Annotated in this window: 12 protein-coding genes and 1 riboswitch; of the genes, 4 read left to right on the top strand and 8 right to left on the bottom strand. The window is 35.0% G+C overall.

Annotated elements, in window-relative coordinates; all coding sequences use genetic code 11:
- Positions 1-150: 150 nt before the first annotated feature.
- Positions 151-1212: an FUSC family protein gene (locus ACM26V_RS05885; RefSeq protein ID WP_416150501.1), complete on the top strand. Its 1062-nt coding sequence runs from the start codon at positions 151-153 to the stop codon at positions 1210-1212.
- 264 nt (positions 1213-1476) lie between these two features.
- Here the strand turns inward: ACM26V_RS05885 and ACM26V_RS05880 are convergent, their stop codons facing one another.
- Positions 1477-2151, bottom strand: a complete 675-nt coding sequence (locus ACM26V_RS05880; protein WP_416150500.1) for a TVP38/TMEM64 family protein — start codon at positions 2149-2151, stop codon at positions 1477-1479.
- 303 nt (positions 2152-2454) lie between these two features.
- A riboswitch (Lysine riboswitch) is annotated at positions 2455-2637 on the top strand.
- A gap of 150 nt (positions 2638-2787) precedes the next feature.
- Between ACM26V_RS05880 and dapA the strand changes: the two genes are divergently transcribed.
- Positions 2788-3675, top strand: coding sequence for a 4-hydroxy-tetrahydrodipicolinate synthase (gene dapA, locus ACM26V_RS05875; RefSeq protein WP_416150499.1), 888 nt, complete (start codon positions 2788-2790; stop codon positions 3673-3675).
- A gap of 597 nt (positions 3676-4272) precedes the next feature.
- Here the strand turns inward: dapA and ACM26V_RS05870 are convergent.
- The gene (locus tag ACM26V_RS05870) at positions 4273-4539 is read right to left on the bottom strand and encodes a hypothetical protein (protein ID WP_416150498.1); all 267 of its coding nucleotides are present in this window, start codon (positions 4537-4539) and stop codon (positions 4273-4275) included.
- A 427-nt stretch (positions 4540-4966) separates the two neighbouring features.
- Between ACM26V_RS05870 and pflB the strand changes: the two genes are divergently transcribed.
- Positions 4967-7219, top strand: a complete 2253-nt coding sequence (gene pflB, locus ACM26V_RS05865) for a formate C-acetyltransferase (protein ID WP_416150497.1) — start codon at positions 4967-4969, stop codon at positions 7217-7219.
- Between the two features lie 91 nt (positions 7220-7310).
- Positions 7311-8039 carry a pyruvate formate-lyase-activating protein gene (gene pflA / locus ACM26V_RS05860; RefSeq protein ID WP_416150496.1) on the top strand — a complete coding sequence of 243 codons (729 nt, stop codon included), beginning with the start codon at positions 7311-7313 and terminating at the stop codon, positions 8037-8039.
- A gap of 51 nt (positions 8040-8090) precedes the next feature.
- Here the strand turns inward: pflA and ACM26V_RS05855 are convergent, their stop codons facing one another.
- From ACM26V_RS05855 to ACM26V_RS05830, 6 genes are all read right to left on the bottom strand, one after another.
- Positions 8091-9173: an AI-2E family transporter gene (locus tag ACM26V_RS05855; protein WP_416150495.1), complete on the bottom strand. Its 1083-nt coding sequence runs from the start codon at positions 9171-9173 to the stop codon at positions 8091-8093.
- A 148-nt stretch (positions 9174-9321) separates the two neighbouring features.
- Positions 9322-10305 (bottom strand): metallophosphoesterase, encoded by a 984-nt coding sequence (locus tag ACM26V_RS05850; RefSeq protein ID WP_416150494.1) that lies wholly within the window; start codon positions 10303-10305, stop codon positions 9322-9324.
- Positions 10306-10361: 56 nt separating this feature from the next.
- Complete coding sequence (locus tag ACM26V_RS05845; protein ID WP_416150493.1) at positions 10362-11186, bottom strand: glycosyltransferase family 2 protein; 825 nt, start codon at positions 11184-11186, stop codon at positions 10362-10364.
- The gene (locus tag ACM26V_RS05840) at positions 11167-12363 is read right to left on the bottom strand and encodes a glycosyltransferase (RefSeq protein WP_416150492.1); all 1197 of its coding nucleotides are present in this window, start codon (positions 12361-12363) and stop codon (positions 11167-11169) included. Before ACM26V_RS05840 ends, ACM26V_RS05845 begins: the two co-directional genes overlap by 20 nt.
- 249 nt (positions 12364-12612) lie before the next feature.
- Positions 12613-13650: a UDP-glucose 4-epimerase GalE gene (gene galE, locus ACM26V_RS05835; RefSeq protein WP_416150491.1), complete on the bottom strand. Its 1038-nt coding sequence runs from the start codon at positions 13648-13650 to the stop codon at positions 12613-12615.
- Positions 13651-13882: 232 nt separating this feature from the next.
- Positions 13883-14506 (bottom strand): sugar transferase, encoded by a 624-nt coding sequence (locus tag ACM26V_RS05830; RefSeq protein WP_416150490.1) that lies wholly within the window; start codon positions 14504-14506, stop codon positions 13883-13885.
- Positions 14507-14772 lie beyond the last annotated feature (266 nt).

Below are 14772 nucleotides of genomic sequence, written 5' to 3'. Positions count from 1 at the left end.
TCAAAAATCTAGTTTTCACAATAGTGTTCCAATAAATAATTCAGATTATATATTAATTGATCATGTTATAATCAATAGGACTATCATACAAAAGACAAAGTTACATAATTAAAGTAGCTACACTTAACGTTTAAACGGAGTGAGTTCAAAATGAATTTGAAAACTAAGTTACGCAAAAACACCTTAATTGGAAGTCGCATTTTAAAAACAGGAATTGCTGTTTTTATAACATCAATGATCTGCTTAGCATTCGACCTCCCTGCCATATTCGCTGTCATTACGGCAATCGTCACGATTGAACCGACGACCCATGACTCGATCAGAAAGGGACTTGTGCGTTTTCCTGCATCAGCAATAGGAGCTGCACTTGCAGCTGGATCGGTTTATTTCTTAGGTGAAAGTCCGCTGACCTATACAATTGCAGCCACTTGTACCATTATACTTTGTCAAAAGTTTAAATTATACGAAGGTACGCTAGTGGCTACATTAACATCCGTTGCTATGATTCCTGATTTACAAAATTATTTATTACTTTCTTTTCTGATCCGATTAGGAACAACTTCGATCGGTATTACCGTTTCTACGTTAGTAAATGTCCTTATTTTACCTGCAGACTACTTGGACAATATCGAGCTAAGGAACCAACAACACATCGAACAAATTAAAAAAACACTGAACGAATCTTTTCAGCGTCTTACATCTATCCGTGACCATCATTATAAGAACATGGGAACTTATGAGAATTTGAAACGGAACATCGCTACGACAGATCAACTTCTCCAATTTCAACGAAAAGAACTTCGGTATCACCGCTTTAAGATAAAAAAATATCGGCGTTTTTCAATAGAAAAACAAACGACTCAATTTCTTCATAGAGCCGTCTTACATTTTGGTAACCTTCAATATTTACCGAAAAACCTCTCATTTACTGAATATGAACAAATCTTATTGAAAAGGGCTGAAAGCGAATTTGGATTATTGCTTACTCATCTAGACTTACCTATTCGAGATAGTTATTTTCAGTTTATTGATGAATTAAACAACCATCTGCGCTATGAATTTTCTCGTTCAAGGCCCTCCGCGGTCCACAACCAAGTTGAGTACGATCATCAATTAAGTGGAAAGGTTATTTTATTCTATGAATTATTAGCAATCCACGATTTGTTAGAAGATCTCCATCATCATGTCATAGCTAAGTCAGTTCATAATTGACATATTACTTCATGTAAGAATAAAGGAATGGTCATTTTTCTCAACCATTCCTTCTACTTTATTGAAAATTAATCATCATCTTCGTTTTCTTCTTAAATATCTCCTCAACATTGACCATACCTTTATCATAAGAAGTACTTTGGGGATTCTAAATCGCATTGCACATCACTCCAAGCATGCATATATTATAGTTACAACTCCGCTGATAATGCCATTTCATTTAATAGTCTCATCTAAATTCATTAAACTTATAACAGAACAATTTTAAGTTTCTTTATCTGAAAGGAAATCTAAATCAATATTTTTCTTCTTTTTTAATATCTTTTTTATTATCAATGGAACTAAAAAAGCAACGACAAACATCGTACCGGTAATAATAAACATTAGTGGACTTAATTCTACAAAAGATGCCCCCAAAAAGTTAAAGGCTAAAGTTCCAGGAATTATACCGATCATCGTAGCAAAAATATATTTCTTAAAACTAATTCTCGAGAGCGCTGATAAGTAGCTAACTAAATCAAAATTAATCACCGGAATTACTCGCAAGGCGAAAACATAGAAAAATCCCTTCTCTTCGATTTTTTTTTGAATGGTTTCGCCTCTTCCCGTCCATTTTTTTCGTCTAATATTTCTCCCTAAATAACGCACGGCAAGAAAAGATATAATAGCGCCAGATACTGAACCAACATACGTTACAATTGGGCCAATTATTGGTCCAAAAGATAAGCCTCCAACAACCCCTAAAATCGAGGCAGGAAAGAGTACAAAAGGTCTTAGACTAAATATTGCAATAAATATTAGTGGTGCCCATATTCCAAAAGATAATATAGTTAATTGAATCCGTTCAGGATGAAGATCAATATGTACGTAATTTATATAGAGCATTAAACTCACAACAAACAAAAAAGCAATAATTTTAACGATCATTTTTTTAGGCATCTCTTCGGTGAACTCCTTTATAACATCTATAACCGTTCTGAAAAACAATTCCTTAATCTAGCTAACTAGAAACAATTGGATTATTATGACCCACCATTTAATAAAGAAGTCTCACAATAACTTAATTCTTAGTTTTCATATTACAGTAAAAATCACCCGCACTCAACGAAGGTGTTCTATTTTGAAACTTATATTTACGATATAACAGTTCCTTTACAAATCATGTTTATATTTTATGTTGCATATAAAGAAAAAGTTTGTTATGGTTAGTTCAAAGTTCATATCATTTACTTCAATATATTTGAAGTGAGTAGAGGTGCAGAAATCATTAGTACATGACTTGAGGAGTATGAGCTCTGTTGATAGCCATGAAAAGGGATTTTTGCCGAAACAACGAATGGCTCAAACATTTGTTGTTGGGTCTGTTATTGAATAAATGCAGGACTGTCGTATAGTCAATAGACTGTATGGAGGGCTATCTCACGCTGGATTACCGTTTAATTACACTATTCTAGCAGCAACGAGACCCTCGTTGCTGCTTTTTATATTTTGTAATAACGGTTGTACAAGCGATTTAGCTCTATTCAAGAACTTCATCCGTTTAAGGCGGAAATAATTTGAATAGAGGTGCTTCACATGAATTTCGGACATATTTTAACTGCCATGGTCACCCCTTTTGATCAAGATGGCAATATCGATTTTCCAGCAACGAAAGAATTAATCCAACATTTATTAGCTAATGGTTCTGATGGAATTGTCGTAGCAGGAACAACAGGTGAATCTCCTACTTTAAGTATTCAAGAGAAAGTATCTCTTTACGAATTCACTGTTGAAGTAGTTGACGGAAGAGGTCCAGTCATTGCAGGAACAGGAACAAATAGTACGAGAGCAGCTATTGAGTTAACTGAGTTGGCTACAAGAGCCGGTGTCGATGGTGTCATGCTCGCAACACCTTATTATAATAAACCAAGCCAAGAAGGTATGTATGCGCATTTCAAAGCTATTGCCGCAGCGACTCCGCTTCCAGTTATGTTGTATAACGTACCTGGCAGAAGTTCAGTCACTTTGCTCCCTGCTACAGTTATCCGACTATCAGAAATTAAAAATATCGTATCTATTAAAGAAGCAAGCGGTGATTTAGACGCTATGTCAGAAATTATTGATAAAACGTCTGATGATTTCACTCTTTACAGTGGGGATGATAGCTTGACATTGCCTATTTTATCTATCGGTGGGAATGGCGCTGTTTCCGTGTCATCTCATATTATCGGTAACGAGATGAAGGACATGATTACAGCACATGAAAATGGTCATGTAAAGTATGCAGCACAACTTCATCGTCAACTTTTACCAGTAATGGACGTCATGTTTAGTGCTCCTAGCCCGTCACCAGTAAAAGCAGCTTTAGAAATGTGTTCAATTAAAGTTGGATCTGTTCGATTACCTCTAGTTTCTTTAACACCAGAAGAATCGCAGAAAGTCCATCATATAATCCGGCATAAGATATTTTCTTCTGCTGTGTAACAGAAAGCAGGCCTTCATTTTTTTGAAGGCCATTTATTTTTTATTTATTTTGAGATCAATTTTAGAGTGTATTCTGTCTAAAACTCGAGTGTTATAAAGAGAAGATTGCGAATCCCTTGCTGATTCGGAACGTTTTTCAATTTATATTCCTCGAACGTTCCGAGTGCCCCGTTATGCCCCGTTGATTCGGAGCGTTTTTCAATTTAGATTCTTCGATCGTTCCGAATCCCTCGTTGATTCGGAACGTTTTTCAATTTCGAATCAACGAACTGTCTGAATACCTCATTGATTCGGAGCGTTTTTCAATTTCGACTCCGCGAACGGTCCGAATCCCTCGTTGATTCGGAGCGTTTTCCAATTTAGATTCCTCGATCGTTCCGAATCCCTCATTGATTCGGAGCGTTTTTCAATTTCGACTCCGCCAACGTTCCGAATGCCTCGTTGATTCGGAACGATAACGAAAGACTGAAAGCGTTGGGCACGGAAAGAGTTCGCTTTTAGTCGATCGAGTGTTTTCTGTAAAAATTGTGTGAGTAATTGTTTTTTTGATCCCTTTTATATTCACATCTTAGTGCTTTATGAATAATTCAAGAATTATTAGTTCTCCCATTTGTTCCTAAAAAGAACTTTCAATTTATTAGATGCAGACAAACAAATTTGTTTCGTCTCCTCTTCTGTCATCATAAAATGTTCTGCAGTTATCATTATAGGAGTTCTCTGATGGACTGTTAACCTTCCATACTGACGAAGATTCGATTCCTCAACTTCACGAAAATAACGAAAGACTGATTTTTCAGGTTCAGGAAGCCGCTTGATTAGTTGATCACGCTGCTCAAAATAGCTATCTTTATTAAAGTGATCCATAAACCTCTCCCCTTTTGATCGTATTAATTCAATTTTCTTTACATAGAATATACGATTGAACAATGATAAAGATTCAGCTTTATATACTTATTTAGAGGTAGATTTTAGCTAGTATAAGCTCATTTAAAATCAGCCATTATCTATCTGTTACACTTTAGTGTAGCAAAATTTGAAAAATCACTTATGTAAAATAATCTAACTTAACCTTATTAAACTGGGAAACTAACTAATAACCTCTTAAAAAATTATAACTGTTACATAAATATTTGATCTCTGTTCTAGTTTTCATGAAAGTGTCACATTTAGCTATTGTTGTAAGCCATTTTTACTTTTATACTTAAGGTACATTAAAAATGTGATTTAATTCACTAATATATCAGTCTGACATGGCACGTTTTACAACTAAAACTATATGGAGGCGTTAATTATGAGTAAGACAATTGAGAATGTAAGTCACCCGGCATGGTTTAACTTCAACAGTGGACTTTGGAATAATGAAATCAACGTTCGTGATTTCATTCAAACCAACTACTCTCTTTATAATGGTGACGAGAGTTTTCTCGAGAACGCAACAGAAGCTACAAATGATCTTTGGAAGCAAGTAATGGACCTTACTACACAAGAACGTGAAAGAGGTGGAGTATATGATTTAGATACAAAAATCGTATCTACTATTACTTCTCATAATGCTGGATACCTTGATCAGTCAAAAGAAAAAATTGTTGGTGTTCAAACAGATGTACCTTTCAAGAGATCCATGCAACCTTTTGGTGGGATCCGCATGGCGAAAGCGGCTTTGGAGTCTTACGGTTACGAACTAGACGCAGACGTTGAGAAAATTTTCAGTGATTTTGCCAAGACTCATAATCAAGGCGTATATGACGCTTATACTCCTGAAATGAAATTAGCTAGAAAAGTTGGTATTATTACAGGTCTTCCAGATGCTTATGGTCGTGGACGAATCATTGGTGACTATCGACGTATTGCACTTTATGGTGTTGATTTTCTCATTAAAGGAAAGCAAGACGAATTAAACAGCTTCTCTGGGGCAATGACAGAAGAAGTGATTCGTTCTAGAGAAGAGACTTCCGAGCAAATTCGAGCGCTTAAAGACTTAAAACAATTAGGTACTATATATGGATTTGATATTTCTGAACCAGCTATGAATGCAACAGAAGCATTCCAATGGTTGTATCTTGGATATTTGGCTGCAGTAAAAGAACAAAACGGTGCAGCTATGAGTTTAGGGCGAGTTTCTACGTTCCTTGACATCTATATTGAAAGAGATTTAGCAAATGGTACTTTAACTGAAGTTGAAGCTCAAGAAATAGTTGATCATTTTGTAATGAAACTTCGCTTAGTTAAATTTGCCAGAACGCCTGAATACAATGATTTATTCAGTGGAGACCCAACATGGGTAACAGAATCTATCGGTGGCGTTGGCCAGGACGGTCGTGCACTAGTAACTAAAAACTCATTCCGTTTCCTTCATACTTTAAAAAATCTAGGACCCGCTCCTGAGCCAAACTTAACTGTACTATGGTCTCCTTCATTACCAGTAACATTCAAGCATTATTGCTCGAAAATGTCGATTGAAACTAGTGCAATACAATATGAGAATGACGAAATCATGAGACCAGAATATGGTGATGATTATGGAATTGCTTGTTGTGTGTCGGCAATGGCAATCGGAAAACAAATGCAATTTTTCGGAGCAAGAGCAAACGTTGCAAAAGCTTTACTTTATGCAATAAACGGTGGTGTTGATGAAAAAGCGAAGGTCAATGTCGTTCCTGGTATTACTCCAATCACATCAGATTATCTTGATTACGATGAAGTAATGAGCAACTACGATGCTGTGTTAGAATGGCTTGCAGGACTCTACATCAATACACTTAATATCATTCACTTCATGCATGACAAATATAGTTATGAAAAAATTGAAATGGCCCTGCACGATAAAGAAATACGTCGTACGATGGCTACAGGTATCGCTGGTCTCTCCGTGGCAGCTGACTCATTAAGTGCCATTAAACACTCTAAAGTAAAAGTTATTCGCGATGCAGACGGGCTTGCTGTAGACTATGAAGTAGAAGGAGAATATCCACAGTACGGCAATGATGACGATCGCGTTGATGAGCTCGCTAAAGATTTAGTTATTAAATTTTCTAATATGCTCAAACAACACGGTACTCACCGAAATGCAGAGACAACGATGTCGATTCTAACGATTACTTCCAACGTCGTTTACGGAAAGAAAACTGGAAATACTCCTGATGGACGTAAAGATGGCGAACCATTTGCACCTGGTGCTAACCCACTTCACGGAAGAGATAAAAAAGGAGCACTTGCTTCATTAAATTCCGTTGCAAAAATGCCATATGGGAATTCACTAGATGGCATTTCCAATACATTCTCGATCGTACCTAAAGCACTAGGAAAAGAAGAGGATGTACAAAAAGCTAATCTATCTGCAATCCTCGACGGGTACTCTGAAAAAGAAGGTCATCATTTAAATATCAATGTATTTAATCGTGAAACATTATTAAACGCAATGGAGCATCCTGAAGAATATCCACAATTGACGATTCGCGTTTCGGGATATGCTGTAAACTTTATAAAATTAACTCGTGAACAACAAATCGATGTTATTAATCGAACGTTCCACGAATCAATGTAAAACGTATCATTCAGATAGAAAGATATAAATTTCTCAGGAAAGCATCAGCAGTTATCCTGCCGATGCTTTCTAGTTCTTAGGGGGTCATCTTATGGAAGGAAGAATTCATTCTGTAGAAACATCAGGTATGGTAGACGGACCGGGAATCCGTTATGTCATCTTCACGCAAGGGTGTCTTTTACGATGCCAATACTGTCATAATCCCGATTCATGGGATCGTGATGCTGGTGAATTGAGAAGTGTTAAATCTTTAATTGAAGATATTCAGAAATATACACCTTACATGAAACATTCCAACGGTGGTGTAACTGTAAGTGGTGGCGAACCACTTCTTCAACTAGATTTTCTTATTGAATTATTTAAAGAATGTAAAAAACTCGGTATTCACACGACGATAGACAGTTCAGGTGGATGTTATTCGTCAAGTCCGTCTTTTGTAACAAAACTTGATGAACTTATTTCTTACACTGATTTATTTTTAGTTGATTTAAAACACATAGACGACGAAAAACATCGTAAATTAACTGGCGTTTCAAATAAGCATATTCTCGATTTTGCAAAAAAACTATCTGATGATAAGGTTCCTGTTTGGATACGCCATGTACTTGTCCCAGGTGTTTCTGATGATGAGAAAGATTTAACAGATTTGTCGTCTTTTATTTCAACTTTAGAAAACGTTGAAAAAATTGAAATTCTTCCTTATCATAAAATGGGAGTCTACAAGTGGAAAGAACTTGGGATCGCTTACCCACTCGAAGGGGTCGAATCTCCCACTTCAGAACAAGTTGATCGCGCAAAAGCATTACTTCAAATACAATAACAAAAGGCCGGGAAGTTCAAATTTGAACTTCCCGGCCTTTTTTCGATTCTGCTATCTCAACTGTGGATACCGCAACCGCAATAATCTATATATATTTTGTACAATTACTTTCGATACCGCATAAAATGGAATCGCGAGAATTAACCCAACTAAACCAGCAAGATTCCCAGCAAGAAGCAAAATTAAAATAATAGTTAACGGATGAATATTTAATTTTTGACCCATGACGTTTGGTGATATTAAGTTACTTTCAATCTGCTGAATCACAACAATTGCAATGATTACCCACAGTGCTAATATCGGATCAGTAAAAAATGCAACGAACACAGCGGGAATCGTCCCGATAAAAGGACCAACAAAAGGTATTAAATTAGTGAACATTGCGATTAAAGCTAATATAAGCGCATATTCCACACCGATTATCAAATAGGCAACTAGGGATAGTATCCCTACACACACACTGACGATCGCCTGTCCTTGGATGTAAGCACTTAACGTTCCGTCTAAATCATTCATAATATTTTTACCCTCGTCCACCTGATCTTCAGGAAGAAAACGAAGAATACTATCTGGAAGTTTATTGGCATCTTTTAATAGAAAAAATAAAACAAACGGTAGAACAACGATCAGCAAGACAACATTTACTAACATACCGAAAAACTGTAGAAGGTTTCCACCCATGTTCGAAAGAATCTCAGAGAAATTTTCGGTTATCACAGCAGGATCAAAATTTTGAACTGCATCTTCCTCCATCATTCTACTTACCCATTGATTTTCCAAGAAACTGTTCAACCAAACTTCCATATCCTCAATGTATCTAGGAATATTTTCAACAAATCCGCTAAGTTGAGCATAAAGAATCGGCCCCACAAATGTAACAAAACCAGCTACGATCCCTGCAAATGTCATGAATATAATAACAATAGACAGTGCATTCGGAACTTTCTTACCAATGAGTCGAACCAAAGGCCTTAATATGTAATAGAGAATTCCTCCAATAATTAAAATTGGAGCTAGCGTGCTGAAAGCGACTTTAATCGGATGAAATATAAACGGAACTTGTGTCGCCAAATTGATTGCAATTAATATTAATACAACACTGTACAAAAATAAAAACCACTTCGTTTTAGGCATAGATACCTCCTTTCTCTTTTTTAATCATTTCCAAAAAGATAATCATATAAAACATTTATACTATATAGAGTAAAACATACAACAAAATCGTCCGCGTATCAATAGCTTAGCATCAATACACGGAGAAACTTATGCAAATTAGTGAGATTTATTCAGGATTCTTTTCAAGAGTTAATAAATTTATCTCTGGTGTGTTAAATAAGCGAAAGTTCAAAAAACCAACAGCTTTGCTACTCCCCAACCCAGTACTTACATATTGCTTTAGTCCATCATATTCCCATAAGCCATCCACTCTGTCTCGAGGTGGGAACAGTCCATAGTTATCATAATAGGCTTCAGGGACAATCACCGCACCATAAAAAGGGATCCTTATTTGTCCTCCGTGATAATGGCCTGCAATGTGTAGGTCATAGTCTCGAAATATGATCGATTCATCATTTTTATGGATGTCTATCCTTACATCAGGTAATGGATAATGATACAGTGAAATTAGTAATTCCTGATCAGTTAACTTATCAATTACACTTATCTCTTTATAAAGAGTTTGTAAATATTGATCGTCTTCATTGAGCTCTGAGGAATTTTCTTGTAATTTTTTTAATTCCATTTCTTTATCTATAAGGGATAAAGCAAATTCAACAAAATGTATTTTTGCATCACCTCTAGTTATCGTATAAACTGAATCTAGTTTTTTAACTCCCCTCTCACCCATGCCCTTTATAAATTCATGTTTTTCTCTAGAGTACGTTGGTCCCATGTACGTATTTTCTGGATCTGTGTTACCGGGAACAAATAATGCATTATCCAAATTCTCTATTCCCTCCAACAGATCATAAGTAGGTTTATAGTTTTTACTATTTTCATCATCTAACATATCTCCAGTAAATACAATCGAATCATATTCTTGTTTATTTACTTTATTAATCAATCTTCTTTGATTCTTGCCGAACTTTTTTTCATGTAGATCTGAGATTTGTAAAATAGTATACCCTTGCAAATCTTTAGGTAAATCGTCAATATATATAGTTTCTTCTGCTACAGTGATTCGTAGGTTATCCCATAAAGTGTAGAAAATAATGAGTGAAATTATTAAGGTAATTCCTAAAAGTAACCGTGAAATTATTTTCATCATATGCACTCCGATATAAGTTAGATTATTTACAACGACAATCATTCATGTAAAATAGTTTATGCTCTAATTTTTACATTACGGTATATCTTTCTACGAATTTGCTTATAAAAATATCTAGGTAGTAATCCAATAATAATTGGACGTAGTACGTATATATAAGAACGTAATGGTAGTTTTAACCGTTTATACCCAGAAAAACGAGTATATGCTTCATTGATTCTTAATGTGAATTTTCTTCTTTTAATCGCTTGACGATCATCTCTTACTTCATATAAAACTTCTTGAATATTAAACCCTCGCGATCCGTTAGCATACAATCTAAACATTAAGTCATAATCTTCCACTCTCAAAAGCTTTCTGGAATCTTGATATCCTTTCACATCTAATAAAGCTTTCTTACGAATCATACAAGGGGCATGGCAAAAAGGTGTTTGTTGAATTAGATCATTTGGTTGAGGCATCTCTTTAGAAATGACTTTGCCCCAATACCCATTTTCATCAAAAAATGCCATGCTCGTACTAACAATATCGTACTTGCTCCAACTATCGAGCAACTTCACTTCTTTTTCTAATCTAGTCGGTGTAGATCTATCATCTCCATCTTGTCGAGCGATGTATTTTCCTTTTGCTACTTTTATACATCTATTGAGAGTAAAAGCTAGCCCATAATTTTTATTGTTTTTCAATACCTTGATATTATTAAATTTATTTTCATAACTTTTTGCAATCGAATAAGTCTTGTCAGTTGAACCATCATCACACATAATTAATTCCCAATTTGTGTACGTTTGAACTATTAGTGATTCAATACTCTCTTTTAGAGTAGAAGAACAATTATAAATGCCCATGATGATTGATACTTTAGGATGAGTATTTGACATAAGGTTTCTCCTTCTTAGTAGAGATGAACCTTCTATAAAGTTCATTTCTATCCTCTAAAATATATTTCCAAAGCACATCTTGATCGAATTTATTGTCCGCAAATAAAATAGCGTTTTTACTCATCTCAGATAACATTGTCGGACTTTTAAAGCACGTTTCTATAGCTTTGACAATGTGATCAGAAGAACCTTTAGGGATGACAAGACCAGTTATTCCTTTTTGCATTGCATCAGTTGGTCCAGGAATATCACTTACAATTACTGGAACTCCCATTGCTTCCGCTTCGATTACACCAGATCCAAAACCTTCCCGATAACTTGGTAGAATAAATAAATCCAAAGCTGCGAGATAATACTCAACATTTTTTGTATATCCACAATAGATAACTGCGTCAGAACTAAATGACCATGAAAATAAATCCTCATTTATACCTTCATCAAGATCCTTGGAACCTATAATGAATAACTTTATATTGGTGTACTTTGCTGATATGACTTTAAAGGCTGATAAAAGTTCGTTAATTCCTTTATCTTTATCTATTCTTCCGACAAAACCTACCACAAAATCAACAGCTGATACATAATATTTTTTTCGAATGATTCCCCTCCATTTTTGCTTACTTGATACATCAAATTTATTTAAATCCACTCCATTTGCACTCCCATTCCAAACTACTTTACTCTTATTTTCTTTATAAAGACCCTCTTGATGACTGAATAATAAATTCCCCTTACTATCAGGTTCGATGTAAGTGGATAGATTGCAAACAAATTTTTCTAAGCGCTTAAATATTTTTCTTTTCAGACCTTGAAAACCAACGTAACGAATGCCCCACTGACAGTAAAGTCGAATAGGTGTCTGTGCTAGAAAAGAAGCAATTGATGCATACATTGAGGCGTTAGGTGTTGAGTATTGAACGATATCAAATTTATCTATTTTGAATAAATAATACAACTTATATATACTAACCAAAGAGCCAATACCATCGATACCACGTTTCATTTTTACAGGGAAGTAGGTAACTTCACTTGGAATCATGCTCTTCAATATGGGGTCATCGTTGCAAACGATCGTAACGTCATATCCATTTTGAGATAAAAATCCTGCTTGGCTTAATAAAAAGCAGTTAATCGTTTCAGAAGTCGTAGTCACAATACATATTTTCTTTGTTTTCACGTCCACCCCAACTTTCCATTTTCTTTCTGTTAGAGAGAAAAAAGAGATATTAAAAAAGCAACGCCATGTAATAGAGCTGCTTTACTAAAATGTTTATCAATTGACATCACCTTTAAACGGGTCGCTTACTAAAATGTTCGTTTACTTGACCTCCCTCTTTTAAGAGAATTATTTTCCCTGTTAATTATATATTTTACAAATAAATCTAGATCGACTGAAACATAATAAAGTCTATGTTGGAACCTTTCTTTACTTGCTAACCTCGATATTCTTCGATTGCTCATAGCCATTAGGATTCATGGATTGCCATCGCCATGAGTCTTCACACATAGATAAAACATCACGGGAAGCTTTCCAGTTTAATAATTGATTCGCTTTCGAAGGATCAGCGTAACTTACAGCGATATCTCCAGAACGACGATCTTTGATTTTATAGGGAATATCTCGACCGATGACTTGTATAAAAGTGTTCAACATTTCTAATACACTTGATCCATTTCCAGTACCAAGATTATAAGCTTCAATACCATTCTGTTGAGAATTTCTTTCTAGTGCCTTTATATGACCCAACGCCAAATCAACAACGTGAATATAATCCCTTATACCAGTCCCATCAAGTGTTGAATAATCCGCACCGAAAATTTTAAGATAGTCCAACTTACCAACAGCTACTTGAGTAATATAAGGGACAAGATTGTTCGGTGTACCATTTGGATTTTCTCCAATTAGACCACTTTCGTGAGCACCGATCGGGTTGAAATACCTTAACAAAGCTATGCTCATCTCGGGATTGGAAATATGAACGTCCCCTAACATCTCTTCGATCATAAGCTTTGAACGGCCGTAAGGGTTCGTTGCTTGAAGTGGTAACTTTTCTTTTAAAGGAACAGTTTGTTGATCACCGTAAACAGTTGCTGAAGAACTAAAAACAAAGTTAGTTACATTAAAATCCTTCATTAACTTTAATAAAACAATCGTACTCATTAAATTATTGTGATAATAACTAATTGGATTCTCTACTGACTCACCAACAGCTTTTAACCCAGCAAAATGAATAACAGCGTCAACTTGTTCGTTTAAAAAGATGAATCGCATTTCCTTTTCATTGAGTATATCTGAATGATAGAATTTAAACGGTTTTCCTGTTATTGTCTCGATCCTGTTTAATACTTTCGGGTGACTGTTTGAAAAATTATCGACAATGATAACGTCATAACCCGAATTAAGAAGTTCCACGCACGTATGACTGCCAATATAACCCGCGCCACCAGTAACTAAGATTTTCATAATACCCTCCCATATTAATTGTTTCACTACATATTAAAATAGAATGTTTATAATTTAATGAATAGTTGAGAAGTATCCTAGCTATTAATAATTTGATTATTATACATTTATATCCACCTTTACTTTCTATTAACTTTCTATTAATGTCGTAATTAAAATAACTAAAAAACAACTCAATTATGATATTGAGTTGTTTTTCGATAATGAATATTTATTAACATCGATTAGTTCTCTATTTGAAGTTTGTTTTTAACGAATCATATTTCGTATTCCCTTTAAACGGCTCCTTACTAAAATGCCCTTTGTCCTGGATTCCTTCTTTTATAAAGACGGTCTTGATTGTCATAAAAATAATTTTTAAATCAAATAGAAATGACTGATTGTCTACATAATAGAGATCATAATTAAATTTTTCTTCCCATGTAATTCCATTTCTCCCATTAACCTGAGCCCAGCCGGTTATACCGGGTCTGACTTCGTGTCGTCTAGATTGTTCTTTGGAATATAAAGGTAAGTATTCCATTAATAATGGCCGCGGTCCTATAAGACTTATATCGCCTTTGATAACATTGAGCAGTTGCGGTAATTCATCCATACTTAAAGACCTTATCAGATTGCCAACCTTCGTTGCCCTGCCATTATCGTCCAGTAATTGTCCATCTTGATCTTTTTCCATTGTCATTGTCCTAAATTTCATGAGAGTAAAAGGTTTACCTACGTACCCTGGTCTTTCCTGTTTAAAAAAAACAGGAGATCCTATTTTAATCTTAATAATCAAAGCAACGAATAACATCAATGGCGAGAATATTACGAGCATAATCAAGGATAGAAAGATATCCATCATTCTTTTTAACATCTATACACCTCCTTCGTGTTAATTTCTGATTAATTTTAAATTAAAAAACTCTTAATGAAAATCTAATTTCATTAAAAGTATTCTCAGTCGAGATGAGATGTAGCTAGCTTTCCATATTTCATTAAAACACCACCTATGCCAATATTAGAAACTTCAATGCCACAATTGCAATATATAATAATGTTTCATCTTCTTACATTTATATGTGATATTATTAACATTGAATAATTTCGAACTGCCAAATTGTCAGGTATCCTCTCGGTTGT

This window comes from Salipaludibacillus sp. HK11, from assembly GCF_047795645.1.
GTDB lineage: Bacteria > Bacillota > Bacilli > Bacillales > Salisediminibacteriaceae > Salipaludibacillus.
Note: the sequence above shows the minus strand (reverse complement) of the source record. Positions and strands in the feature narration are given on the sequence as shown.

Excerpts from the sequence above, each read along its gene's own strand:
- ACM26V_RS05885 (WP_416150501.1), top strand. The coding sequence starts at position 151 with ATGAATTTGAAAACTAAGTTACGCAAAAACACCTTAATTGGAAGTCGC.
- ACM26V_RS05880 (WP_416150500.1), bottom strand. The coding sequence starts at position 2,151 with ATGCCTAAAAAAATGATCGTTAAAATTATTGCTTTTTTGTTTGTTGTG.
- dapA (WP_416150499.1), top strand. The coding sequence starts at position 2,788 with ATGAATTTCGGACATATTTTAACTGCCATGGTCACCCCTTTTGATCAA.
- ACM26V_RS05870 (WP_416150498.1), bottom strand. The coding sequence starts at position 4,539 with ATGGATCACTTTAATAAAGATAGCTATTTTGAGCAGCGTGATCAACTA.
- pflB (WP_416150497.1), top strand. The coding sequence starts at position 4,967 with ATGAGTAAGACAATTGAGAATGTAAGTCACCCGGCATGGTTTAACTTC.
- pflA (WP_416150496.1), top strand. The coding sequence starts at position 7,311 with ATGGAAGGAAGAATTCATTCTGTAGAAACATCAGGTATGGTAGACGGA.
- ACM26V_RS05855 (WP_416150495.1), bottom strand. The coding sequence starts at position 9,173 with ATGCCTAAAACGAAGTGGTTTTTATTTTTGTACAGTGTTGTATTAATA.
- ACM26V_RS05850 (WP_416150494.1), bottom strand. The coding sequence starts at position 10,305 with ATGATGAAAATAATTTCACGGTTACTTTTAGGAATTACCTTAATAATT.
- ACM26V_RS05845 (WP_416150493.1), bottom strand. The coding sequence starts at position 11,186 with ATGTCAAATACTCATCCTAAAGTATCAATCATCATGGGCATTTATAAT.
- galE (WP_416150491.1), bottom strand. The coding sequence starts at position 13,650 with ATGAAAATCTTAGTTACTGGTGGCGCGGGTTATATTGGCAGTCATACG.
- ACM26V_RS05830 (WP_416150490.1), bottom strand. The coding sequence starts at position 14,506 with ATGTTAAAAAGAATGATGGATATCTTTCTATCCTTGATTATGCTCGTA.